The organism is Streptacidiphilus fuscans (assembly GCF_015690355.1).
In the GTDB taxonomy this organism is placed as follows: Bacteria; Actinomycetota; Actinomycetes; order Streptomycetales; family Streptomycetaceae; genus Streptacidiphilus; species Streptacidiphilus fuscans.
Map to the genome: position 1 here is coordinate 229,526 of NZ_JADPRT010000011.1, position 23,883 is coordinate 253,408.

The following is a 23,883-nucleotide window of genomic DNA, read 5'->3' on the forward strand; positions in this document are numbered from 1 at the left end:
GGGGGTGGATCAGTCCGGATCAGTCCGCCGTGGCGATCAGCGTCTCCAGCTTCACGTCCGGGTTGCCCCGGACGAAGCTGTTGAGCTGCCACTTGTCGCCGAAGAGCGCCAGCATCGCGTTGTCGCTGCGGCGGGTCAGCGGCTCGCCGGTGACCAGGCGGGAGCGGTCCAGCACCGCCGCGCCCTCGGCGTCGGTGACGCGGGCGACGGAGTAGGGCAGGCGGTCCAGAGAGATCGGCGACGAGAACTCGTGCTCCATCCGGTGCACGACGACGTCGAACTGCATCGGGCCGACGGCGGCCAGGACGGGGGCCTGGTCGCCGCGTCGGTCCGAGACCAGCACCTGGACCACGCCCTCCTCGTCCAGCTGCGAGATGCCCTTGCGGAACTGCTTGGAACGGCTGATGTCCTTGGGCCGCGCCACCGCGAAGTGCTCAGGAGCGAACGCGGGCAGCGGCGGGAACTGGGCCTTCTTGCCGACGTAGAGCGTGTCGCCGACGCGCAGCGCGGTCGCGTTGATCAGGCCGACCACGTCGCCGGGGTAGCAGGTGTCGGCCACGGTGCGCTCGGCGCCGAAGACCGTGTGCGCGTACTTGGTCGCCAGGGTCCGGCCGCTGGCGGCGCGGGTGACGTTCATGCCGCGCTCGAAGACGCCGGAGCAGACGCGGACGAAGGCGATCCGGTCGCGGTGCGCCGGGTCCATGTTGGCCTGGATCTTGAAGACCACGCCGGAGAACTCGTCCTCGACGGCCCGGCGGGCACCGCCGACCATCTCGCGGGCGTCGGGGGAGGGGGCCAGGTCCACGACGGCGTCGAGCAGCAGCTTGACACCGATGTTGGTGAGCGCGGAGCCGAAGAAGACCGGGGTGATCTTGCCCTCGCGGAAGGCCTGCGGGTCCCAGCCCGGACCGGAGTCGAGCGCGAGCTCCAGCTCCTCCAGCGCGGTCGGCCACAGCTCGCCCTCGACGGCCTCGGCCGCGGCGGCGTCCATCCGCTCCTCCTCGGCCTCGTGGGTGCCGCCGGGGACGCGGGTGAACTTGATGAACTCCTCGGTGTCGGCCGCCTGGACCAGGCCGCGGAAGTTGCCCGCGTTGCCGACCGGCCAGACCTGCGGGACGGGGGTGATCTCCAGGATGTTCTGGATGTCGTCCAGCAGCTCAAGCGCCTCGCGACCGCGGCGGTCCCACTTGTTGATGAAGGTGATCACCGGGACGCCGCGGTGGCGGCAGACGGAGAAGAGCTTACGGGTCTGCTCCTCCAGACCCTTGGCCGCGTCGACCAGCATGATCGCGCAGTCGACCGCCGAGAGGACGCGGTAGGTGTCCTCGGAGAAGTCGGCGTGACCGGGGGTGTCGACCAGGTTCATCACGTGGTCGCGGTGCCCGAACTGCAGGGCGGCGGAGGTGACCGAGATGCCGCGGTCGCGCTCCAGCTCCATCCAGTCGGAGGTGACGCCGCGTCGGCCACCCTTGCCGTGCACCGCACCGGCCGAGGTGATGGCCTGCGCGTGCAGCGCGAGCGCCTCGGTCAGCGTGGACTTACCGGCGTCGGGGTGCGAGATCACCGCGAAGGTGCGGCGACGCGAGGCCTCGTCAAGGACCTGGGCAGCGGTGGCGGGGGAGTCGGTGCTCACGTCGTTCCTCAGGTCCTTCGGCAGTCAGGCAACCGCACCACTCTACCGGGCGCGGCGGCCCGACCAAGAAGATGATCAATCCCGCACGGTGGCTAGAAGACGACCAGCGACCGTCCGCCCTTGCCTTCCTTCATCCGGTCGAAGGCGGCCGGGATCTCGTCGAGCGTGATCCGGTCGGTGATCAGCGCGTCCAGGTCCAGCCGGCCGGCGCGGACGTGCTCGGCGAGCAGCGGCACGTCGCGCTCCGGCACGCCGTTGCCGTAGACGCAGGCGGTCAGCGTCCGGGCGAAGTGGAAGACCTCCAGCGCGGAGAAGGAGACCTGGTCGTCCTTGCCGCCGATGCCGACCACCGTCGTCCGCCCGCCCCGACGGGTCGAGTTCCAGGCCGTGCGGATGGTCGTCGACCGGCCGACGCACTCGAAGGCGTGGTCCGCTCCGTGTCCGCCGGTGAGCTTGCGGACTGTCTTGGCGGTCTGCTCGTCGGCGAGGACGAACTCGGTCGCGCCGTGGCGGCGGGCCAACTCCTCCTTCTCCGGCGTCACGTCCACGGCCACGATGGGGCCCGCGCCCGCGATCCGCAGCGCCTGCAGCACGGCCAGGCCGACCCCGCCGAGCCCGAAGACCACCGCGGACTCGCCCTCCCGCACCCGCGCGGCGTTGTGGACCGCGCCGTACCCCGTCAGCACCGCGCAACCCAGCAGCGCGGCCGAGGTCAGCGGCACGCCCTCCGGCAGCGGGATGATCGCGTTCTCGCGGACCAGCGTCTCCTCGGCGAAGGCGGCGACGCCGAGCCCGGGGAAGACGCCGGTGCCGTCCTTCAACGCGGCGTAGGTCTCGACGGAGGCGGCGTACGAGTTCTCGCAGAGCCACGGCTCGCCGATCTCGCACAGGTGGCAGTGTCCGCACGCCGGAGCCCAGTTGAGCACGACGGAGTCGCCCTCGCGCACCTTGGTGACGCCCTCGCCGACCGCGACGACCGTCCCCGCGCCCTCGTGCCCGAGGACGACCGGCGTCGCCGCGCGCAGCGTCCCGTTGGAGAGGGACAGGTCGGAGTGGCACACGCCCGCCGCCGCGAGGCGCACCCGGACCTGGCCCGGACCGGGCGCGGGCAGCTCGATCTCGGTCAGTTCCAGCGGGGCGCCCACGGCGGTGAGCAGGGCGGCGCGGACGGTCGTCGTCACGGGAACAGCCTCTCGTGTGGAAGGGATTGCGGCCTGGAGGTGCGCAAGGAGCTCAGAACTGCAGGGACTTGGTCTGCAGGAACTCCTCCAGACCGAACCTGCCGAGCTCGCGGCCGACGCCGGAGCCCTTGTAACCGCCGAAGGGCGCAAGCGGGTTGAACCGGCCGCCGTTGATGTCGATCTGCCCGGTGTCCATCCGGCGGGCGAAGGCGACCGCCGTCTCCTCGTCGGCCGCCCACACGCCACCGGCCAGGCCGTACTGGGTGCCGTTGGCCAGCTCCAGTGCGTGCTCCTCGTCGCGGTAGGGGAGGATGCACAGCACCGGGCCGAAGATCTCCTCCTGAGCCACCGTCATCTCCGGGGTGACGTCGGCGAGCACGGTCGGGCGCACGTAGAAGCCGGTGTCGCAGCCCTCCGGCGCGTCCGTGCCGCCCGCGACGAGCCGCGCGCCGGCGTCCAGGCCCGCCTGGATGTAGCCGCGGACCCGCTCGCGCTGCTTGGCGTTGACGACCGGGCCGAGCCGGGTCGCCTGGTCGGTCGGGTCGCCCGGCACGTACTTGGCGGCGGCCTTGGCGGCGACGGCCACGGCCTCCTCGTACTGGTCCTGGTGGACCAGCAGTCGCGTCCACGCGCTGCACGTCTGGCCGGAGTTGGCGAAGACGTTGCCGATGTTGACGTTCACCGCGCGGGCCAGGTCCGCGCCCGGCAGCACGACGTTGGCGGACTTGCCGCCGAGCTCCAGTGCGACGCGCTTGATGCCGCGCCCGGCCTGCTCGGCGATGGACCGGCCGACGGCGGTCGAGCCGGTGAAGGAGACCAGGTCCACGTCCGGGTGCGCGGCGAGTGCGGCGCCCGCGACGCTGCCGACGCCGGTGACCAGGTTGAAGACCCCGGCGGGCAGCCCGGCCTCGTGGACGATCTGCGCGAACAGCCGCGCCACCAGCGGGGTGTCCTCGGCGGGCTTGAGCACGACGGTGCAGCCGGCGGCGAGCGCCGGGACGACCTTGGCGACGATCTGGTGCAGCGGGTAGTTCCACGGCGTGATCGCCGCGACGACGCCTGCGGGCTCGGCGTAGACGGTGGAGTTGCCGACGCGCTCGCTGAACTCGAAGTCGGCGAGGATCGACAGGTAGCTGCTCGCGACGCCGAGCGGCAGCCCGGCCTGCACGGCGGTCGCGAAGCCGACGGGCGAGCCGAGTTCGGCGGTCACGGTCGCCGCGATCTCGCCCTGACGGGCGGCGAGTCCGTCGCGGATCGCGGTCAGGTGGCGCAGCCGCGTCTCCTTGTCCGTCGCCCCCCACGCCTTCGCGGCGGCCCGCGCGGCGGCCACGGCGGCGTCCACGTCCTCGGCGGTCCCGGCGGGGACGGTGGCCAGCGGCTCCTCGGTGGCGGGGTTCAGCACGGTGATCGCGCCCCCGCCGAGGGAGGGGGTCCAGCCGCCGTTGATGTACTGGTCGCTGTAGGTCTCCACCGCGAGTCCCTCCGGGCCGGTCGTGAGGTTGGGTCGTGACGTTGGGTCGTGAAGTTAATTAGCGATGCTAGTTAAATCTCTCGCGGGCGCCGACGCAAGGCCCCACCTGGGTGCAGAGGGTCACGTTGCGCCTTCCGCGCGCCCGATCCCGTACCCACCTTCGGCGATGAACTCCCAGGCTGACCCCATAGACTCGCAGAATGCGATCGGACACCCGGGAAGGGGCCCCCGTGAAGGCCAAGCGCGTGCCGCGGGCACAGCGTGAGCAGCAGATGCTCGACGCGGCCGTGCGCATCTTCTCGCGCTCCGGGTACCACGCGGCGTCGATGGACGAGATCGCGGAGGCCTGCGACGTCTCCAAGCCGATGCTCTACCTCTACCTGGGCTCCAAGGAGGAGCTCTTCGCCGCCTGCATCCGCCGCGAGGCGGACCGGATCATCAGCGCCTTCGCCAGCGCCGCCGATCCGTCGCTGGACCCGGGGGAGCAGCTGTTCCGCGGGCTCACCGCGTTCTTCGGCTTCGTCGCCGAGCACCGGGAGAGTTGGATAGTCCTCTACCAGCAGGCCCGCGCCCAGGGCGAGCCGGTCGTCGAGGACGTCACCGCCGCCCGCCACGAGGTCGTCACCGCCGTCACCGCCCTGCTGCGCCGCGGGATCCGGGAGGCGGCCGGCGAGCGCACCCGCGCCGACGGCGAGGACACCGGCCCGGACCGGGGCGAGGCCGCGGCGATGGCCCAGGTGATCGTCGGCGCCGCGGACTCCCTCGCGGGCTGGGTCCTCGACACCGGCCCCGAGCCGCCCGAGGAGACGGCCCGGCGCCTGATGTCGATCATCTGGATCGGCCTCGAACCCCGCCTCCGCGGCGCCCGCTACGAGGGCTGAGCCGGCAGGCGGACGTGCTCACCTCCCCAGCACCGCCATCGCCGCGTTGTGGCCGGGGATACCGCTGACGCCGCCGCCGCGTGGGGCGCCCGCACCGCACAGGAGCAGGTTGGACGCGTACGGGGTGCCGACTCCCCAGCGGCCGGCGCCCGGTGACGCCGCCTCGGCGGCCTCGGCGAAGGGGAGCACGAGCGGGCGGTGGAAGATGTTGCCGCCCGGGAGTCCCAGGTCGGCGTCCAGGTCCAGCGGGGTGCGGGCCTCGACGCAGGGGCGGCCGTCGGCGTCGACGGCGAGGCAGTCGGCGATCGGCTCGTCGAGCACCGCGTCCAGCGGGGCCAGCACCGCGCGCAGGGCGGCCTCCCGCTCCTCGTCGCGCGACGCCTCGGTGAAGAGGCGTGCGGGCTGGTGCAGGGCGAAGAGCGTGAGCGTCTGGTAGCCGCGCGACTGGAGCTCCGGGCCGAGGATGCTCGGGTCGGTCAGTGAGTGGCAGTAGATCTCCGACGGCGCCGGGCTCGGCAGCGAGCCGCCTGCCGCCTGGCGGTAGGCGGTCTCCAACTGCCGGTAGGACTCGGCGATGTGGAAGGTCCCGGCGAAGGCCGCGTGCGGGTCGACGGAGGTGTCGCGGAGCCGGGGCAGCCGGGTCAGCAGCATGTTGACCTTGAGCTGGGCGCCCTCGACCGGCGGCTGCGGCGCGGAGTCGCCCACCAGCCGGGCCAGTTCACGCGGCGCGGCGTTGCAGAGCACGTGCCCCGCGCCCAGGGTCCGCTCGGTCCCGGCCGCGTCGACGTAGCGCACCTCGGCGCTGCGGCCGTCGGCCTGGACGGAGGTCACCTCGCACCCCGTCAGCAGTTCGGCCCCGGCCGCCCGCGCGGCGGCGATGAGCGCGCCGGTCACCGCGCCCATCCCGCCGACCGGGACGTCCCAGTCGCCGGTGCCGTTGCCGATCACGTGGTAGAGGAAGCAGGCGTTCTGACGCAACGACGCGTCGTGCGCGGAGGCGAAGGTGCCGATCAGCGCGTCCGTCAGGACGATGCCGCGGACCAGGTCGTCGGCGAAGACGGACTCGACGGCCTCGCCGATCGGCCGCTCGAAGAGGGACTGCCAGGTCTCCTCACCGGCGGCGTCGGTGACCAGCTTGCGCAGCTGGTCGCGCTCGGGCAGCGGCTCGGTGAGGGTCGGGAAGACGGCCTCGGCGACCTTGCGGGTGCGGCCGTAGAACTCCTGCCAGGCGGCGAACTCCTTGTCCCCGCCGGTCAGCGCGCGGAAGCCGGCCGCCGTGGCCGCGTCGTCGCCGTTGTCGACCAGCAGGCCGCCGTCGGCGCCGTAGGGGGTGTAGGAGGAGTAGCGGCGGCGCTTGAGGTCCAGCTGCAGCCCGAGGTCGCCCGTGATCTTCCGGGGCAGCAGACTCACCAGGTACGAGTAGCGCGACAGCCGGGCGTCGACGCCCGGGAAGACCTGCGCGGAGACGGCCGCGCCGCCCGCGTGGTCCTGGCGCTCCAGGACGGCGACCCGTCGCCCGGCGCGGGCGAGGTAGGCGGCGGCGACAAGTCCGTTGTGGCCGCCGCCGATCACGACGACGTCGTAGCGGGAACTGGCGGGGGCGGGCGCGGATGCGGCGTTCGTGTTCATGGGGACGGTCCTACCAGGGCTTTCCGGCGTGTCACCAGGTTCGTGCCGGTCATCGGCAGCCGCAGGATCAGCCGGTTTTCGTCTGGACGGAGGAGCCGCAGCGGCACGCCCTCAGCGCGGCATACGCAGCTGCAGCCAGCAGGAGAGCCGGTCGTCCGGGTGGTCGAGGTCGATCGCGAAGAGCTCGTTCGCGCGCCGGAGCCGGTACTTGAGCGTGTTCGGGTGGATCGTCAGCTTCGCCGCCGCCTCGCCGACGTTGCCGAGCGCGTCGAGCCAGGCGGTGACCGAGTCGGCGAACGAGGTGCCCTTGGTCCGGTCGTGCTCCAGCATCGCGTCGATGCCGGGGTGGCGCAGCCGGGGACGGCGGGCCAACTCGTCGGCGACGTGGGCGAGCAGCACGCGGGCGTGGGTGTCCTGGAGCGTGGCGAAGCCCGGCGCGTTCGGGTCGGCGGTGGTGACCCGGAGCACGTCGTCGACCTCGGCCCGCAGGTCCGGGAGCTCCTCGGGGCCGTAGCCGATCCGGGAGGCGGCGGCGCGCAGCGGCGTCTCCACGCTGAGGTCCAGCACGGCGGCGGCCTGCTCGCCCAGGCGGCGCGCGGTCGCGAACGCGGAGACCGCCTCGTCGAGCGGCAGCAGCACGTAGACGGTGCGGCCGACGGTGGCCACCGAGGCCTCCGCGTGGACGGCCGGCCAGTGCCGGGTGGACGCCGCGGCGAGCCGGACCAGCAGGTCGTCACCGGCGGCGTCGCCGCCGCCCGACTCCGGCGCGACCGGCGCGAAGCCGAGCAGCGCGAGCGGGCGCTGGCCGGGCAGGCCCAGCTCGAAGCGGACCTCGCGCGCGGTGCGCCTGCCCCGGAGCGCGGCGCGTAGCGCGTCCTCGCGCGCCTGGAGGTCGAGCTCGGCGGCGCTCCGGCGGCGCAGCATGTGCAGCGCGGCCAGCCGGGCGCCGTCGACCATGGCGCGCTCGCCCTCGGCGTCGATCGGCTTGTCGCCCTCGATGGCCCAGATGGTGCCGAGCGGCCGGTGCCCGGCGCGGATGGCGACGGCGGCGCGCGGCAGCTCCGCCTCGGCCAGCACCGGCAGCCGGACCACGCCCGGCGCGACCATGACCTCGCGGTACTGGGCCAGCTGCTCGGGCTGGTGGTTCGGAACCCGGCGCTCCAGGATGCCCTGGCGGCGGTGCTCGTCGATGCGCTGGTCGGGCAGCGTCGAGTAGGCCAGGACCCGGTGGTCCAGGTCCTCGATGGCCACGGCCCCGCCGGTGACCGCCCCGATGGCGTCGGCGAGGGCGTACAACTCCTCGCTTGTCCCACTATGGGTCGGCAGATTCGCCATCTTCATGCATCGATCTTAGGCGAAATCGCCAATGACTCGACATGACGTGGGCCTGAACATAAGGCGAGCACTTTTCGGGGGAGTGACGACAGAAGCAAACAATGCGGAAGAACCCGCATGACACGGGACAGACGCGAGGAGATGCCCATGGCGGCGCAGCGGGATCCAGGGGCTGATCTGGTGGGCCTCTTCCCGCCCGGCACGACCCTCGACGGATCGGGCGCCCTGGTCCTCGGCGGCGTCCCGGCCCCGGAGCTCGCCGCGACCTACGGCACCCCCGCGCTGGTCGTCGACGAGGTTGCGATCCGTGCCCGAGCCCGCCGCTACGCCGACGGCCTGGCCGCGCGCTGGCCGAACTCCCGCGCCACCTTCGCGTCCAAGGCCTTCCCCTGCACCGCCGTCTACCGGCTGCTGGCCGAGGAGGGCCTGGGCATCGACGTCGCGGGCGGCGGCGAGCTGACCCTGGCCCTGGCCGCCGGGGCCGACCCGGCCGGACTGGTCGTCCACGGCAACGCCAAGACCGAGGAGGAGCTGCGGCTCGCCGTCGAGGCGGGCGCGGGCACGATCGTCGTCGACAACTTCGACGACATCGACAAGCTGGAGAAGATCCTCCGCGACACCGCGAACGCCACCACCGGCGGCGAGCAGCCCGTGCTGGTCCGGGTGACCCCGGACATCCGCCCCGACACCCACGAGGCGATCTCCACCGGCCAGAACGGCTCCAAGTTCGGCCTGCTGCTGCCCCAGGCCCGCGAGGCCATCGCCCGGCTGCGCGGCAGCGACCGGCTCCGGCTGGACGGCGTCCACGTCCACGTCGGCTCGCAGATCCTCGACACCGCGCCGTTCGCGCAGGCCGTCGAGGCCGTCGCCGAGCTGGGCGAGTTCGCCGTCTACGACCTGGGCGGCGGGCTCGGCTCCCGCTACACCTACGCGGACCGCCCGCCGACGGTGGAGGAGTACCTGGACGCGATGATCGACGTGGCCAGGCGGCTGCTGCCCGCCGACGCGCGGATCCTGATCGAGCCGGGCCGCTCCATGGTCGCCGAGGCCGGGGTCTCGCTCTACCGGGTCGTCTCGGTCAAGCGCGGCGGGGGTCACACCTTCGTCGCCGTCGACGGCGGCATGGGCGACAACCTCGAAGTCTCGCTCTACCAGCAGCGTTTCGAGGCCGCCGTGGCCACCCGGCCGACCGGGGAGGGCGAGCTGTGCCGCCTGGTCGGCCGCCACTGCGAGTCCGGCGACACCCTGAGCGCCGGAGTCCCGCTGCAGGACCCGCAGGTCGGCGACCTGATCGCGGTCCCGGTCACCGGCGCGTACACCTACGCGCTCAGCAACAACTACAACGGCGCCCGCAGGCCCCCGGTGGTCTTCGTCAAGGACGGGGCGCACCGCGCCGTCGTCCGCCGCGAGACCTACGCCGACCTGATGCGCCGCGACCTGCCGTAACCCCCACGCCGTAACTCCCCACGAAAGTCCGAGCCGAGGGCTCACCCCCACCCACTTCCCGTCCCGTACCTCACGTCCGGGAACGGCGAACCACCCGCCCTGCCCAGCGAAAGGCCCTGTGCCCATGCCCCCGAACGATGTGAGACTCCGTCAGCAGATGCTGCGGCGCAAGCCGGTGTCGGCCTTCCTGGCCGACTCCGAGCAGGCGGAAAGCCAGCAGGGCGGCGGGCTGCGCCGGACCGTGGGCACCTTCCAGCTCACGATGATCGGCGTCGGGGCGACCATCGGTACGGGTATCTTCTTCACCCTCAGCACGGCCGTCCCTGAGGCGGGCCCGGCCGTCATCCTCTCCTTCGTGATCGGCGCGATCACGGCCGCGCTGACCGCCCTCTGCTACGCGGAGCTCACCTCGGCGGTGCCGGTCTCCGGCTCGTCGTACTCCTACGCCTACGCCACCCTCGGCGAGTTGGCGGCCTGGGTGGTCGGCTCCTGCCTGCTGCTGGAGTACGCGGTCTCCGGCTCGGCGATCGCGGTGAGTTGGGGCCAGTACCTCAACGACCTGACCAACCGGCTCTTCGGCGTCACCATGCCCGCGGCGATATCCGCGCCGCCCGGCGACGGCGGCTACGTCAACCTGCCGGGCGTGGTCCTGGTGGTGCTCTGCTGCCTGCTGCTGATGCGCGGCTCCAAGGAGTCGACGCTGGTCAACACGATCATGGTGCTGATCAAGCTCGCCGTGCTGGTCCTCTTCGTGGTCATCGGCATCACCGGCTTCCACTCGGCCAACCTGCACCCCTTCGCCCCGATGGGCTTCGCGGGCATCAGCGCCGCCGCATCCTCGGTCTTCTTCTCCTTCATCGGGTTGGACGCCGTCTCCACCGCCGGTGAAGAGGTCAAGAACCCGCAGAAGACCCTGCCCCGCGCGCTGATCGGCGCGCTGGTCGTGGTCACCGCCTTCTACTGCGTGGTCGCCCTGGTCGGCGTCGGCGCGCAGAAGTGGACCCTCTTCAACGGCCAGGACGCGGGCCTCTCCGCGATCCTCCAGCGGGTCACCGGCCAGAACTGGCCCGGCGCACTGCTCTCCGCGGGTGCGGTCATCTCCATCGTCTCGGTCACCCTGGTCGTCATCTACGGCCAGACCCGCATCCTGTACTCGATGGGCCGCGACGGCATGCTGCCGCCGGTCTTCCGCAAGGTGAACCCGCGCACCGGCACCCCCGTCGGCAACACCCTGATCGTCGGCGCCTTCATCGCCGTGCTGGCCGCCTTCGTGCCGCTGGACTGGCTGGCCAACCTGACCAGCATGGGCACCCTGGTCGCCTTCGCCGTGGTCTCCATCGGCGTGATCGTGCTGCGGGTGCGCGAGCCCCTGCTCAAGCGCGGCTTCAAGGTCCCGGGTTACCCGGTGGTCCCGGCGCTGTCCGTGATCTTCTGCCTCTACCTGATCTGGAACCTGCCCGCCAACACCTTCCTGCTCTTCGCGGGCTGGCTGGTGCTGGCCCTGGCGGTCTACTTCGGCTACAGCCGCAAGCACTCGCGGCTGGGCCGCGCGAAGGGTGACGACCAGCCGCTCGACGCAGGGCCGGTCATGGCCGACTGAGCTGCGGTTCCGTACGACCGACGTGCAGCCACCCGTCCCGGGTTCGTGGTAGCCCCACCTCCCGGAACGGGTGGCTGCGCCCTCGTCCGGCCCTGCCCGTGCTCGGCAGGGTGGAGGCATGACTTCCCCCTCAGCCACCCCAGCCCCCGAGGCGGCCGTCGAGGCCCGCGATCTGACGCGCCGTTACGGCGGCCGGGCCGCCGTCGACGCCCTCACCTTCCAGGTCCGACCCGGTGTGGTCACCGGCTTCCTCGGCCCCAACGGCGCGGGCAAGTCCACCACCATGCGGCTGCTGCTCGGCCTCGAACGCCCCGACGCGGGCGAGGCGTTGATCAACGGCCGCCCCTACGCGGAGCTCTCCCGCCCGCTCGCCGAGGTCGGCGCGATGCTGGAGGCCAAGGCCTTCCACAAGGGCCGCACCGCCCGCAAGCACCTGCTCTGCCTGGCCCAGTCCCAGGGCCTGCCCGCCACCCGCGTCGACGAGGTGCTCGACCTGGTCGGCCTGGCCGACGTCGCCGACCGGCGGGCCGGCGGCTTCTCGCTCGGCATGGCCCAGCGCCTCGGCATCGCCGCCGCGCTGCTCGGCGACCCGCGCATCGTGATCCTCGACGAGCCCGTCAACGGCCTCGACCCCGAGGGCATCCTCTGGATCCGCACCCTGATCAAGCGCCTCGCCGCCGAGGGCCGCACCGTGCTGGTCTCCTCGCACCTGATGAACGAGATGGCCGTCACCGCCGACCACCTCCTCGTCATCGGCCGCGGCCGACTCCTCGCCGACTGCAGCACCGCCGAGTTCATCCGGCGCCACACCGACCCGGACGTCTACGCCGCCACGCCGGAGGTCGCCCGGCCCGCGCTGCTGGAGGAGGCGTTCATGCGCCTGACCGCCGACAGCGTCCAGTACGCCGCCGCCTGAGTCGGCCTGAGCCAGAGAGGATCCGTCGACATGACCACCGTTGCCGCCCTTCCGACCGGTCCGGCCGCCACCCGGCACACACCGGACTTCCGCGACCTGCTGCGCAGCGAGCGGACCAAGTTCACCAGCCTGCGCTCCACCTGGTGGTGCCTGGGCGTGCTGACCGTGCTGGGCATCGGCTTCAACATCCTGGTGCCCGCGCTGCTGACCGGCAGCTGGAACTCGATGGGCCCGAACTCCCGGCAGGAGTTCGTCCACGACACCCTCGGTCTGGTGCTCCAACCCGGCGCGCAGTGGGCGCAGATCGCCGCCTGCGTGCTCGGCGTGCTCTTCGTCGCCTCGGAGTTCTCCACCGGGATGATCCGCTCCACCATGCTGGCCACGCCGCGCCGGACGCCCGTGCTCGCGGCCAAGGCCACCGTCTTCGCGGCCGTGCTCTTCGTGCTCGGGGTGCTGGTCGCGGTGCCGTCGCTGCTGATCGGCTCCTCGATCACCGCCGCCCACGCCTCGCTCCCGCTGGCCGACGCGACGACCCTGCGCGGCGTGCTCGGCTTCGGCGTCTACCTGGCGCTGACCGGCGTGCTGGCGCTGAGCATCGGGACGCTGATCCGGCACACCGCCGGAGCGGTGGCCACCGTCCTGGGGCTCCAGTTCGTGCTCCCGGCAGCTTTCCAGGCCCTGCCGGGGAACGTCGGCGCGCACATCGCGCAGGCGCTCCCGGCCGCGGCCAACGTGATGCTCGGCAGCGGGCACAACGTCTCGGACGTCTACGCGCCGTGGCAGGGCGCGCTGATCCTGCTCGGCTGGACGGCGGTCCTCTACGCCGCCGCGCATCTGATGCTCCGGCGACGCAACGTCTGAACGGGCCGCGGCGCCGTCGTTCCGCAGCTCACGCGATCAAGGAATGAGCGAGACTGTGCCCATGTCCGCGCCCCCGCCCGCGCCGCAACCGGCGCCGCAGCCCGCGCCCGTGCGCGCCCGGGACGTCGCCGCGCGGGCGCTGCGGGAGCCGTTCGCGCCGCGCACCTGGCGGGAGCTGCTCTACTCGCTGCTGAGCGCGCCGTTCGCCCTGGTCGGCCTGGCGGTCGTGCTGGTGACCTGTGTGCTGGGCCTGCTGTCGGGCGGGGTGCTGCTGCTGCCCCTGCTCCCGCTCGTGCTGGCGCTGGACCGGGTGCTGGCCGGCGCGTACCGGGGCATCGCGCGGGTGCTGCTCGACGTCGAGATCCCGGTGCCGCCGAGACCGCCGGGCGGGGGCGGCCTGCCCGGGTTCCTGGCGCGCAACCTGGCCGACGTGTCCGCCTGGCGGGCCGTCGGCTATCTGGCGATCCGCGTCCCGCTCGGGCTGGTCCAGTTCCTGCTGGGCTTCGCCTGGTGGTGCTACGGCGTGATCTTCCTGCTCTACCCGCTGATCTGGCAGCTCCAGGCGCACACAGCCACCCACTCCGGCACCCGCTCCGGAACCCACCCCGGCAACCCGGGCCTGGGGGTCGGCGGCTTCGCCTTCGACACCTGGCCGCGCGCGTTGCTGGTGGTGCTGTTCGGGGCGCTCGTGCTGCTGGCCTGGCCGTGGGTGGCACGGGGGCCGTTGGCGCTGGACAAGGCGCTGATGCTCCGGCTGCTCGGCCCCTCCCAGGCGCAACGGCGGGTCGCCCAGCTGGAGGAGACCAGGGAGCTGGTCATCAACGAGGCCGCCGCCACGCTGCGCCGGATCGAACGCGACCTGCACGACGGTGCGCAGGCCCGGATCGTCGCGCTCGGCATGCGGCTCGGACGCGCCGGGTCGCGGCTGACCAGAGGCGAGCCGGAACGGGCCGCCGAACTGATCGCCGAGGCCCGCGCCGAGACCCGGGAGATCGTCCAGGAGCTGCGCGAACTCGTCCGCGGCATCCATCCGCCCGCGCTCGACTCGGGCCTTACGGCTGCGCTGACCACCCTCGCCGCACGCGCGCCGCTGCCCACCACGGTCCGGGTCGCCGTCACCGGGCGACCGCAGGCGGCGGTCGAGACGATGCTCTACTTCGCCGCCGCCGAGCTGCTCGCCAACGCGGCCAAGCACGGTGCGGCGCGCTCGGCGTCGATCACGGTGCTGGAGGGCGACGGACGGCTCCGGCTGCTGGTGACCGACGACGGCCGGGGCGGCGCGACGCTGTCCGGCGCGGGCTCCGGCCTGCGCGGCCTGGCGGAACGGGTCCGGGTCGCCGGCGGCTGCCTCGTGGTGGACAGCCCGCCGGGCGGCCCGACGACCGTCACTGTCGAGCTCGACCGGCACTGACCGGCACTGATCAGCACGGAGAAGCCCCTGACCAGCACAGAGAAGACACGGAGAAGAGGAGGAGTGGGCCGGATGCGCATCGTCGTCGCCGAGGACACCGCGATCCTGCGGGTGGGCCTGGTGCAACTGCTGGAGGACGAGGGCCACGAGGTGGTCGCCGCCGTCCCCGACGCGTCCGCGCTCCTCGCGGCCGCCGCCGCGTACGCGCCCGACGCCGTCGTCAGCGACATCCGGATGCCGCCCACCCACACCGACGAGGGCCTGCGCGCCGCGATCGAGCTGCGGCGGCAGCGTCCCGGCCTGCCGGTGCTGATCTTCTCCCAGTACGTGGAGACGCAGTACGCCGCGCGGCTGCTGGCCGGCGGCTCGGCCGGCGTCGGCTATCTGCTGAAGGAACGGGTGCTGGACACCGCCGACTTCGTCGACGCGTTGGAGCGCGTCGCCGCGGGCGGCACCGCGCTGGACCCGGAGGTGGTCACCCAGCTGGTCGGCGCCAGCCCGGCCCGCGGTTCGCTGGACCGGCTCAGCCCGCGCGAGCAGGAGGTGCTGGGCCTGATGGCCGAGGGCCGCTCCAACGCGGCGATCGCCGAGCAGCTCGTGGTGACCGAGCGCGCGGTGGAGAAGCACGTCGCCAACATCTTCCTCAAGCTGGACCTGCCGGTCTCGGGCGCGGACCACCGCCGGGTGCTGGCCGTACTGCGCTATTTGGGCGCTTGAGCGGGGCGTGAACACGCGATCATGGGGCGCGCAAGCACAGGTCGCGTCAATATCACTCGTTCGGGGGGCAGTAGCGCGCCGGAGCGCCGGGGACATGTGAGCGTTGCAGAACGTGTCCGAACCAACGGAGGCTTCACCGTGTCGCTGCAAACCGCTCGCGTCCGTACGTCCCTCGTCGCCGTGACCACGGCCGGCGCGCTGCTGGTGCTGCCCGCCTGCTCGTCCAGCAGCAAGTCGGCCAGCAGCAGCGTCAACGCCGGTCAGGCCGCCGCCGCCGCTGCCGCTTCGCCGAGCACCAGCGCGGACCGGGTCAAGCTGGCCAAGACCAAGTTCGTGCTCAACGCCTCGCTGGCGGCGGGCGCGGCCTACCAGTGGATCTACAAGCCCTTCAAGGCGGGCACGTTCAAGAAGGGCACCAAGGGCCGCACCGCCGCGCTGATCAAGGGCGGGCTCGCCGGTGCCTTCACCTACAACCGGCTGAAGGCCGCGCTCAACGACGCCAAGGGCGATCCGACGCTCTCCAAGGCGACGGACGCGCTCTCGGGCGCGGTGGACAACCTGAAGAGCCTGCCGTCGAAGATCAAGGGCGGCAACGCCTCCGACGCCGACGTCAACCAGGTCAACAGCGTGGTCGACGGCTTCAAGAGTGCCGGCGCGGCCAACGGTCTGAACGTGACCAACCAGGTCCCGGCCGCGAGCCAGCTGACCCAGATGGTCAACAGCTGACCGGTCCCGCTGCCGACCCGCCGGCGACCCGCTTCTGCCCAACTCCAGGTGCCCGTGCGCGTGATGGGAACGGTGGGTGAGACCCATCTCTCGTCCCGGACGGGCACCCTTGGCACATGTCGGGTGCCGCGCAGCCGTATCCTGCTCTGTACGTGCCCCGGTGATCCCGGGCGCGGGCGCGAAAGGGGCTCGAGTGGATTCGGCGGGCAGGATCGGCGCCTGGTGGCGTAGGTGGGTCCGTCCGGGCGGTCGCCCGGCCGAGGCGGATGCCGCTGCGGAGCGCGCCAGACGGCTGGGCACTCTGCTCGACGCCGCACGCGCCGGTTTCCCGGTAGCCCCGGCCGCGCACGCGGTCGACTTCCGATGTTCCTGTGAGCGGGTCGGCTGTCCGGCCCCGGCCCAGCACCCGCTCTCCTTCGCCTGGAAGACCCAGGCCACCACCGACCCGGACCAGATCGCCCGCTGGCTCAGCCGCGACCCGGACGCCAACGCGATCACCCCGACCGGCCGGGTCCACGACGTCCTGGACGTCCCCGCCGAGGCCGGACGCCTCGCCCTCGACCGGCTCGCGGAGGCCGGCGTCGCCGCCGGACCGGTCGCCTCGGTGGGCCAGGACCGCTGGCTCTTCTTCACCACGACCCGTTCCCCGCTGGACGAGGACGAGTGGTGGACCTCCGAGCTCGACACCCTGCCTGAGGACGACCAGGTCGACCACCCCGGCCTGCGCTGGCACACCCGCGGCAGCTACGTGCTGCTGCCGCCGTCCCGCCTTGTCGACGGCGCCGACGCCGGGTGGATCCGCAGCCCCGACGAGCCGCTGCCGGACCCGGTCCGCCTGCTCGACGTGCTCACCGACGCCTGCGCCGCGGTCGGCGCCCCGGCGCTCGGCGAGCAGTGGATGATCCGCTGAGCGCCTGAAGCCTGAGCGCCTGAGCGCAACGAGGGCCCGCGGTCACGGCAGGGTCAGGATCTCCGAGCCGGTCTCGGTGACGACCAGCGTGTGCTCGAACTGGGCGGTGCGCTTGCGGTCCTTGGTGACGACCGTCCAGCCGTCGTCCCAGACGTCGTGGTGGTAGTCGCCCAGGGTCAGCATCGGCTCGATGGTGAACGTCATGCCCGGACGCATCACCGTGGTCGCGTAGGGGCTGTCGTAGTGCGGGATGATCAGCCCGGAGTGGAACGACGTGTTGATCCCGTGCCCGGTGAAGTCCCGCACCACGCCGTAGCCGAAGCGCTTGGCGTAGGACTCGATCACCCGGCCGATCACATTGACCTGCCGTCCCGGCTTGACCGCGGCGATGCCGCGCCGCGTCGCCTCGCGGGTCCGCTCGACCAGCAGCTTGGACTCCTCGTCCACGTCGCCGACGAGGAAGGTGGCGTTGAGGTCGCCGTGGACGCCGTGGATGAACGCGGTCACGTCCAGGTTGACGATGTCGCCGTCCTGCAGCACGGTCGAGTCCGGGATGCCGTGGCAGATCACCTCGTTGACGGAGGTGCAGATGGACTTGGGGAAGCCCCGGTAGCCGAGGTCGGACGGGTAGGCACCGTGGTCGCACATGTACTCGTGCGCGATCCGGTCCAGCTCGTCCGTGGTCACGCCCGGCGCGATCACGGCGGCTGCGGCGTCCATCGCCCGGGCGGCGATGCGCGAGGCGATCCGCATCTTCTCGACGGTCTCGGCCGTCTGCACCTCGGGACCGGTGTAGGGCGTGGGTGCCTTCTTGCCGACGTACTCGGGCCGCGGGATGTGGGCCGGGACGGTACGGGTGGGCGAAAGGGTTCCGGGGACGAGAAGCGCCATGGTGGTCATCCTAGTCAAGCGGGAAGCATCACCATGGACGCAGCGATGCAGCACGGACGACAGCGATCACCCATGACGCTGACGCAGCACGAGCAGGAGGACGCGATGGCGAAGCAGCCGACGGGCAAGCCCGGCGAGTGGTTCTGGTGCCTCAAGCACGCCGCGGTGGAGGAGGGTCCGGAGTGTCCGGCGCGCAACCGGCTCGGCCCCTACCCGACGGCGGAGGCCGCCTCGCACGCGCTGGAGCGCGCCGCCGAGCGCAACGAGGAGTGGGACAACGACCCGCGCTGGCAGTGATCCGTCGAGCAGTGACCCGCTCGGGACGTGACGTATACGGTCCATCTCGGGCGAATCCCTGATGCCCCCCTGACGGGGGTGGCGCAGCTGTGGCAGGGTGTCCCCACACAGGGGCGAGCCGGGGGAACGTACGTGGCACAGCGCAGTCAGCAGCGGCGGAAGGGCGCGCGCCTGGGTGCGGTGCTGACGGCGGCCGTGGCGCTCGCCCTCGCCGCGCTCTCGCTCAACGCGGCGCAGGGCGCCACGTCCTACGGCATGGGCCCGGTCAAGTCGGACTGGCCGCTTGCGATCCTGGTCGTGCTGATCCTCGCTTTCGTGCTGGTGGGGCGGTTCCGCGCCTGGCAGGACCGGGCGACGGAGGCCGGGCCGGTCCGCGAGAGAATCGATTCGCTGGTCGTGCCCGGGGTGGTGCTGGCCGCGGTGGTGACCACCGTCGGGCTCATGCTGCTCGGGACGCACACCCCGGGGGTCGACGAGTTCCCGGTCCAGCCCGGCGTGATGCCCAGCCCGAGCCAGACCCACGGGCCGGCGCAGGCCCAGGCGCCGGTGACCCAGCCGGGCCGGTCGAGCGGCGGAGCGCACCTGCCGTTCTCGCTCTCCACCCTGCTGCTGGCGGTGCTGGCCCTGGCCGGGATCGCGCTGGTCGTGGCGCTCGCCGTGATGGTGAGCCGTTGGGTCTCCGTCAGCTCCGGCGGCGGGCAGCTGCCGGGTACCGCGGTGGTCGTGGGGGAGCCGCAGGAGGCGCTGGCGGAGGCGGTGACGGCCGGTCAGCAGGCCCTCGCCGGAACGGACGCCCGCGCCGCGATCATCGCCTGCTACGCGGCCATGGAGACCTCGCTGGCCGAGGGCGGCATCGGCCGCCGCACCGCCGACACCCCGGCCGAGCTGCTCGAACGGGTGGTGCTCTCCGGCGCGGTCGACGAGGCGTCGGTGCGGACGCTCACCGACCTCTTCCGTGAGGCCCGCTACTCGACCCACCCCATGGCCGAGCACCAGCGCGACCAGGCCGCCGCCGCGCTGGACACCATCGCCGCCGAGCTGGCCCGGGCCGCCGCCGAGGGCGGGATCAGCCTGCCCGACGCGTCCGAGGAGACCGGGAAGTCCGAGGAGGCCGAACTCCGATGACCGATCAGATGCCTGACCGTCTGCCCGCCTGGGCGGCCCCGGTCGTGCACGCGGACGGGGACGCCTACGGAGATGCCTACGGGGACGAGGACGGGGGCGTCACCGACCGGTCGCGGCTGTTCGGCGTCGACGGGGTGCCGCTGCTGATCCTGCTGGGCTTCGGGGCCGTCTGCGTGGCCCTCCTCGGGCTGGTCGGCGGCATCGCCGGGGCGTCCGTTGGCGGGGCGGTGCTGGTCGGCGCGCTGTTCTGGGGGACGCGCTGGGCGCTCGGCGCCTCCGGCATGGACAGCGGCTACCGCCGCCGTACCCGGCTGGCCGTCGGCCGCGAGCCGACCCTGCGTTACTGGGGCCTCGCGCTGACCGACGCGGCCAACACGGCCGAGGGCTACGGCCTGCACCTCTACCCGCTGCTGCTGCGCCTCTACGAGGTCCGGCTCGCCGAGCGGCACGGCATCTCGCTGCGGGCACAGCCGGAGCGCGCCGCCGCGGTGATCGGCCGCGAGCTGTGGCCGTGGCTCGACCCCCGCGTGCCCCGTACGCCGAGGGCGCTGCGCGTCGCCCGCGCCGCCGGGACGCCGGACCTGCCGATCACCCGGCCGGTGCCGCAGGCGGTGCTCGAAGCGCTGGTGGCCCGCCTGGAGACGCTGTGAACGAGCTGCTCGAACGTCGCGCCCGAACGACGCGTCCGCCTGCCCGACCCACCTGAATCCCTGATCTGTGAATCTCTGAACTGCACCACCTGATCCGCCGAAGAGGAGCACCGTGAGCGGCCCCGAGACCGACCAGCTGACCCCCAGGCTGACCCCCAGGGAGGCGGGCGTCCGCGCCCACGCCGTCCTCGACGAGATCGAGCGCGCCGTCGTCGGCAAGCGCGCCGCGCTGGAGCTGGTGATGCTCGGCGTGCTGGCGGGCGGCCACGTGCTGATCGAGGACCTGCCCGGCCTCGGCAAGACGCTGCTGGCGCGGTCCTTCGCGACCGTGCTCGGCCTGGACTTCCGCCGTATCCAGTTCACCCCCGACCTGCTGCCCTCCGACGTGACCGGCGCGCCCTTCTACGACCAGCGCACCGGCGAGATGGTCTTCCGCCCCGGCCCGGTCTTCACCCACCTGCTGCTGGCCGACGAGATCAACCGCACGCCGCCGAAGACCCAGGCCGCGCTGCTGGAGGCGATGGCCGAGGGCCAGGTCTCCGTCGACGGCACCACCCGTCGCCTGCCGGAGCCGTTCGTCGTCATCGCCACCGACAACCCGATCGAGTACGAGGGCACCTACACGCTGCCCGAGGCCCAGCTGGACCGGTTCCTGCTGCGGGTGCGGATGGGCTACCTCCCGGTCGCCGACGAGGCGGCCATGCTCCGCCGCCGCCTCGACCGCACCACCCCCGAGGCGGTGCTGACCCCGCTCGGCACCCCGGCCGAACTGGTCGCCATGCGCGACGCGTTGGAGCGGGTCGAGGTCGACTCGGACCTGGTCGACTACGTGGTCGCGCTGATCGACGGCACGCGCGGCAACCCGCAGATCCAGGTCGGCGCCTCCCCGCGCGGCGGGCTGGCGCTGGTCCAACTGGCCCGCGCCCGCGCGGTGATGGCCGGACGCGACTACGTCGTCCCCGAGGACGTCAAGGCGGTCGCCATCCCCGGGCTGGCCCACCGGGTCACCCTCAAGCCGGAGTTGTGGGTGCGCCGGATCACCGCCGACGACGTCGTCGCCGGGGTCGTGCAGCGCGTCCCGACCCCGCGCACGACGCCGCGGACGGCCACACAGACGCCCGCGCAGCCGTCCTCCGGCGCTTCCGGCGTCCCGGCGGCGGGCAAGCCGGCCGACGCGCCGGTCGGGGCATGATCCACCCGGTAGCCCGGGCCCTGGACGGGCAGCCGCAGGGCGTCGGGCACGAGGAGACCCCGGCCCGGATCGAGGAGGGTGTCCGGCCGGGCGAACGCGCGCTGCGGCTCGGCTCGGTGGCGGTCGCCGCGGTCGTGGCCGCGCTGCTGACCGGCCAGCCGTGGCTGCTGGCCCTGGCGGCGGCGCCGCTCTGCCTGCTGCTCTTCGCCGCGCTCGCCCCGCACCGGATCACCTCCCGGCCCGTGCTCGCGGGCGGCGGGGTGCGCCGCTCCAGCGACCGGGTCTTCGAGGGCGAGCCGATCACGGCGCGCTTCACCGTCGCCTTCGCCGGGGCCGCCGACTGGATCGACCCGGGCGTGGTCCCCGGCGCGGGCGCGGAGCTGGTCTCCGTCGAGACCGACGGCGCGCAGCTGACGCTGGGTTTCGTCGCCCGCCGTTGGGGACGCTGGTCGCTCGGCTCCGTCGACGTCGACCTCTACGACCTGGGCGGGCTGCGCCGCCGGACGGTCCGCGTCGACCTGGGTCAGGTCGAGATCTTCCCGGTGCCCGCGGAGGGCGGTCTGACGCCCGTTCCGGTGCGGCTGCCGGGCAACCTGGGCGAGCACACCTCGCGGCAGCACGGCGAGGGCGTCGAGATCGTCGGTGTCCGGCCCTTCGTCTGGGGCGAGCGGCAGCGCAGGATCAACTGGTCAGCGACCACCCGCCGCGGCTCGATCCAGCTGCAGGAGTTCGCCTCGGAGCGGGCCGCCGACGTGGTCGTGCTGCTGGACGCCTTCGCGGACATGCGCGACCCGTCGACGGGCGGCTCCAGCCTGGACGAGTCGCTGCGGGTGGCCGCCGGGATCGTCCGTGCGTATCTGCGCAGCCACGACCGGGTCGGCGTGGTCTCCGTCGGCGGACGCCTGCACTGGCTCCAACCGGGCCAGGGCGACCAGTACTTCTACCGCCTGGTGCAGACCGTGCTCGACGTCCGCCGCGACCTCGCCTACGACACACCGGACCTGAACCGGCTGCCCCCGCCCGCACTGCCGCACGGCGCGCTGGTCCACGCGGTGACGCCGCTGGCGGACAACCGGATGATGGGCGTCCTCGGCGGGCTGGCCGAGCGCGGCAACCCGGTGGTCGTGGTGGAGATCCCGATCGGCGACCCGAGGGTCGACGGCGGCAACGTCCTCGAACAACTGGCGCTGCGGCTGTGGCGGTTGGACCGGCAGGCGCTGCGGTTCAGCCTGACCGAGAAGGGCATCCCGGTGACGCCCTGGGAGGGCGGCACCCTCGACCTGAGCTTCGCGCCGCTCATGCGCACCCGCATCCAGGGGAGGCTGCGATGACCACTGCTGACGGTATGTCATATTCCGGCGAGCGGTCGGGCTCCGTGGACCTGTGGGCGGCCCGCGCGCTGGGCGTGGCGCTGGCCTGCGCGGCGAGCGACCCGCTCTCGCTGGTCCGGTCCGGGCTGCCGAGCACCGACGGTTCCTTCGGCGAGCTCGCGGGCCGCGTCGTCGCGCTGGCGGCGCTGGTGCTGCTGTGCTGGTTCGGCGCACCGCCGGTGGTGGCCCGTCCGGTCAGCGGCGACGCACGCTGGCACTCCCGGTTGGCCCGCCACCGCAACACGGCGGTCGCGGTCGGCTTCGTGCTCGTCGCGGCGATCGGCTCGCCGCCGGTCTGGCTGATGGCCTGTGACGCGGGGCTGCTGCTGGCCTACCTGGTCTTCGTGGACGCCGTGGCGGGCGGCCCGCCGGGCGCGGCGCAGCTGCGCGATGGGTCGCTGCTGTTCTGCGCGGTCGCGGCCCAGGCGCTGGTCCTGGCCGGTGCGACCGTGTCGGTGGCCGCGACCGGTGCGTGGGCGCGGGTGGTGGCCGCGCTGCTGGTGCTGCTGGTCGGCGCGGCGACGGCCCTGGCCCTGCTGCGCGGGCGGGCCAGGGGCGGTCCCGGCGGTCCTGGCGGTCCTGACGCGGGCGGCCCTGCCCCGGGCGGTTCTAGCTGAAGACGGTGCGGTCCCGGTGCAGCTCCATCCGCGTCGGGACGCCGGACGGCCAGGGGCGGGCGTCCGCGCCGTGGTAGCGGGGACAGCCCAGGGACCAGACCAGGTTGCCGCTCAGCATCAGCTCCCAGGCCGTCAGATACGCGTCCAGCTCGGGCGTCCCGAGCTCGCGCAGCGCGCGGGCGGAGGCGAGGAAGTCCTCCTCGGCCCCCGCGATCCGGACGCAGACCGCGTCCACGGCCTGCTGCAGCGGCAGGCCCTCCTGCTCGCACAGGACGGTGACGGCGTTCATGGGCTCGCCGCCGAAGTGCTCCTTGCGGAACGAGAGCAGGTCGTTGACCAGGATGGTGTGCCGGAAGCAGGCGTCGTGGAACTCCTCCCAGGCCGGTAGTGCCGCAGCCTGACGTGCCGTCAGGTCGAGGTCCAGGCCGAGTCCGTGCTCGATGGCCACGCCGACCAGGTCGATCGCCGAGTCCGCGCGCCGGACCGCCAGATAGGCGGCGTAGCCGTCGATCGCGGTAGCGGTCCCCGACTTGCCCGCGCCCGCCGTGATCACCTCGGAGAAGCCGCTGACGAACCGCGCCCAGACCTTCGGTGCCACGCCCTGCCGCGCCCGCGTCAGCGTCCGGGCGAGCAGCAGCAGCGGGGCGGACGAGGTGCTCGGCGCGGCGTCCCGCAGCACGGCCAGGTAGTCGTCCGCGCGCGCCCGCTCGACCGCCTCGTCGTCGGCCACGTCGTCCAGCAGGAACAGCGCGGAGGCGGCCACGCAGATGCCCACCAACCGCTCGGCGTCGGCGTCCGGCAGCACCCGGCACATCAGGCTGACGCCCTCGCACGGCCCGAACAGCCGCTCGCTGCCCGGCAGCTGGAGCCCGGACAGGGCCTGCCGGAACCACGCGTCGTGCTCCTGCCGCACCGCGTCGGCCCCCGGGTGCGTCCGGGAGGGGAGCAGCCGCCCGTGCGGGAGCATGAGGTCGAGCACGGGAGGCGTCACGGCCGTGACCGTCGGTGCCGTGGCTGAGCTCAT

General features: G+C 73.1%; 22 protein-coding genes. 15 read left to right on the top strand and 7 right to left on the bottom strand.

The window, feature by feature from the left end:
- Nucleotides 1-19: 19 nt before the first annotated feature.
- The 3 genes from I2501_RS25470 to I2501_RS25480 form a co-directional block, all read right to left on the bottom strand.
- Nucleotides 20-1,633 (bottom strand): peptide chain release factor 3, encoded by a 1,614-nt coding sequence (locus I2501_RS25470; protein ID WP_196196524.1) that lies wholly within the window; start codon nucleotides 1,631-1,633, stop codon nucleotides 20-22.
- 92 nt (nucleotides 1,634-1,725) lie between these two features.
- Nucleotides 1,726-2,814 carry a Zn-dependent alcohol dehydrogenase gene (locus I2501_RS25475; RefSeq protein WP_328806614.1) on the bottom strand — a complete coding sequence of 363 codons (1,089 nt, stop codon included), beginning with the start codon at nucleotides 2,812-2,814 and terminating at the stop codon, nucleotides 1,726-1,728.
- A gap of 52 nt (nucleotides 2,815-2,866) precedes the next feature.
- The gene (locus I2501_RS25480; protein WP_196196525.1) at nucleotides 2,867-4,285 is read right to left on the bottom strand and encodes an aldehyde dehydrogenase family protein; all 1,419 of its coding nucleotides are present in this window, start codon (nucleotides 4,283-4,285) and stop codon (nucleotides 2,867-2,869) included.
- 200 nt (nucleotides 4,286-4,485) lie between these two features.
- Here I2501_RS25480 and I2501_RS25485 point away from each other — a divergent pair, with 200 nt between their 5' ends.
- On the top strand, nucleotides 4,486-5,166 hold the full coding sequence (locus I2501_RS25485; protein WP_196196526.1) for a TetR/AcrR family transcriptional regulator: 681 nt from the start codon (nucleotides 4,486-4,488) through the stop codon (nucleotides 5,164-5,166).
- Nucleotides 5,167-5,184: 18 nt separating this feature from the next.
- Here the strand turns inward: I2501_RS25485 and I2501_RS25490 are convergent, their stop codons facing one another.
- On the bottom strand, nucleotides 5,185-6,795 hold the full coding sequence (locus I2501_RS25490; RefSeq protein WP_196196527.1) for a phytoene desaturase family protein: 1,611 nt from the start codon (nucleotides 6,793-6,795) through the stop codon (nucleotides 5,185-5,187).
- 111 nt (nucleotides 6,796-6,906) lie between these two features.
- Nucleotides 6,907-8,136, bottom strand: coding sequence for a PucR family transcriptional regulator (locus I2501_RS25495; RefSeq protein WP_196196528.1), 1,230 nt, complete (start codon nucleotides 8,134-8,136; stop codon nucleotides 6,907-6,909).
- A 141-nt stretch (nucleotides 8,137-8,277) separates the two neighbouring features.
- On the opposite strand from I2501_RS25495, the gene lysA reads away from it, so the two are divergent.
- From lysA to I2501_RS25535, 8 genes are all read left to right on the top strand, one after another.
- A complete protein-coding gene (gene lysA, locus I2501_RS25500; RefSeq protein WP_196196529.1) occupies nucleotides 8,278-9,576 on the top strand; it encodes a diaminopimelate decarboxylase in 1,299 nt (432 codons plus the stop codon).
- A gap of 124 nt (nucleotides 9,577-9,700) precedes the next feature.
- The gene (locus I2501_RS25505; protein ID WP_196196530.1) at nucleotides 9,701-11,176 is read left to right on the top strand and encodes an amino acid permease; all 1,476 of its coding nucleotides are present in this window, start codon (nucleotides 9,701-9,703) and stop codon (nucleotides 11,174-11,176) included.
- Nucleotides 11,177-11,294: 118 nt separating this feature from the next.
- Nucleotides 11,295-12,092 carry an ABC transporter ATP-binding protein gene (locus tag I2501_RS25510; RefSeq protein ID WP_196196531.1) on the top strand — a complete coding sequence of 266 codons (798 nt, stop codon included), beginning with the start codon at nucleotides 11,295-11,297 and terminating at the stop codon, nucleotides 12,090-12,092.
- Between the two features lie 30 nt (nucleotides 12,093-12,122).
- Entirely contained in the window at nucleotides 12,123-12,953 is an 831-nt protein-coding gene (locus tag I2501_RS25515) for an ABC transporter permease (RefSeq protein WP_196196532.1), read from the top strand.
- A 61-nt stretch (nucleotides 12,954-13,014) separates the two neighbouring features.
- Nucleotides 13,015-14,364, top strand: coding sequence for a sensor histidine kinase (locus I2501_RS25520; protein ID WP_196196533.1), 1,350 nt, complete (start codon nucleotides 13,015-13,017; stop codon nucleotides 14,362-14,364).
- Between the two features lie 72 nt (nucleotides 14,365-14,436).
- A complete protein-coding gene (locus tag I2501_RS25525) occupies nucleotides 14,437-15,081 on the top strand; it encodes a response regulator (protein WP_196196534.1) in 645 nt (214 codons plus the stop codon).
- A gap of 138 nt (nucleotides 15,082-15,219) precedes the next feature.
- On the top strand, nucleotides 15,220-15,807 hold the full coding sequence (locus tag I2501_RS25530; RefSeq protein WP_328806616.1) for a hypothetical protein: 588 nt from the start codon (nucleotides 15,220-15,222) through the stop codon (nucleotides 15,805-15,807).
- A gap of 193 nt (nucleotides 15,808-16,000) precedes the next feature.
- Entirely contained in the window at nucleotides 16,001-16,717 is a 717-nt protein-coding gene (locus I2501_RS25535) for a bifunctional DNA primase/polymerase (protein ID WP_196196535.1), read from the top strand.
- A gap of 42 nt (nucleotides 16,718-16,759) precedes the next feature.
- Here the strand turns inward: I2501_RS25535 and map are convergent, their stop codons facing one another.
- The gene (gene map / locus I2501_RS25540; protein WP_196196610.1) at nucleotides 16,760-17,617 is read right to left on the bottom strand and encodes a type I methionyl aminopeptidase; all 858 of its coding nucleotides are present in this window, start codon (nucleotides 17,615-17,617) and stop codon (nucleotides 16,760-16,762) included.
- A 63-nt stretch (nucleotides 17,618-17,680) separates the two neighbouring features.
- On the opposite strand from map, the gene I2501_RS25545 reads away from it, so the two are divergent.
- The 6 genes from I2501_RS25545 to I2501_RS25570 all read left to right on the top strand — a co-directional run bounded on the left by I2501_RS25545 (nucleotide 17,681) and on the right by I2501_RS25570 (nucleotide 22,859).
- Entirely contained in the window at nucleotides 17,681-17,905 is a 225-nt protein-coding gene (locus I2501_RS25545; RefSeq protein ID WP_408022785.1) for a hypothetical protein, read from the top strand.
- Nucleotides 17,906-18,037: 132 nt separating this feature from the next.
- The gene (locus I2501_RS40725; protein WP_196196536.1) at nucleotides 18,038-19,030 is read left to right on the top strand and encodes a DUF4129 domain-containing protein; all 993 of its coding nucleotides are present in this window, start codon (nucleotides 18,038-18,040) and stop codon (nucleotides 19,028-19,030) included.
- Nucleotides 19,027-19,680, top strand: a complete 654-nt coding sequence (locus I2501_RS25555) for a hypothetical protein (RefSeq protein WP_196196537.1) — start codon at nucleotides 19,027-19,029, stop codon at nucleotides 19,678-19,680. The genes I2501_RS40725 and I2501_RS25555 overlap by 4 nt, the downstream gene beginning before the upstream one ends.
- Nucleotides 19,681-19,792: 112 nt before the next feature.
- Complete coding sequence (locus I2501_RS25560; RefSeq protein WP_196196538.1) at nucleotides 19,793-20,872, top strand: AAA family ATPase; 1,080 nt, start codon at nucleotides 19,793-19,795, stop codon at nucleotides 20,870-20,872.
- Nucleotides 20,869-22,203, top strand: coding sequence for a DUF58 domain-containing protein (locus tag I2501_RS25565; RefSeq protein WP_196196539.1), 1,335 nt, complete (start codon nucleotides 20,869-20,871; stop codon nucleotides 22,201-22,203). The genes I2501_RS25560 and I2501_RS25565 overlap by 4 nt, the downstream gene beginning before the upstream one ends.
- Before the next feature lie 14 nt (nucleotides 22,204-22,217).
- On the top strand, nucleotides 22,218-22,859 hold the full coding sequence (locus I2501_RS25570) for a hypothetical protein (RefSeq protein ID WP_196196540.1): 642 nt from the start codon (nucleotides 22,218-22,220) through the stop codon (nucleotides 22,857-22,859).
- On the opposite strand, the gene I2501_RS25575 is transcribed toward I2501_RS25570, so the two are convergent.
- The gene (locus tag I2501_RS25575) at nucleotides 22,852-23,883 is read right to left on the bottom strand and encodes a terpene synthase family protein (RefSeq protein ID WP_196196541.1); all 1,032 of its coding nucleotides are present in this window, start codon (nucleotides 23,881-23,883) and stop codon (nucleotides 22,852-22,854) included. The two genes, I2501_RS25570 and I2501_RS25575, sit on opposite strands and share 8 nt — an antisense overlap.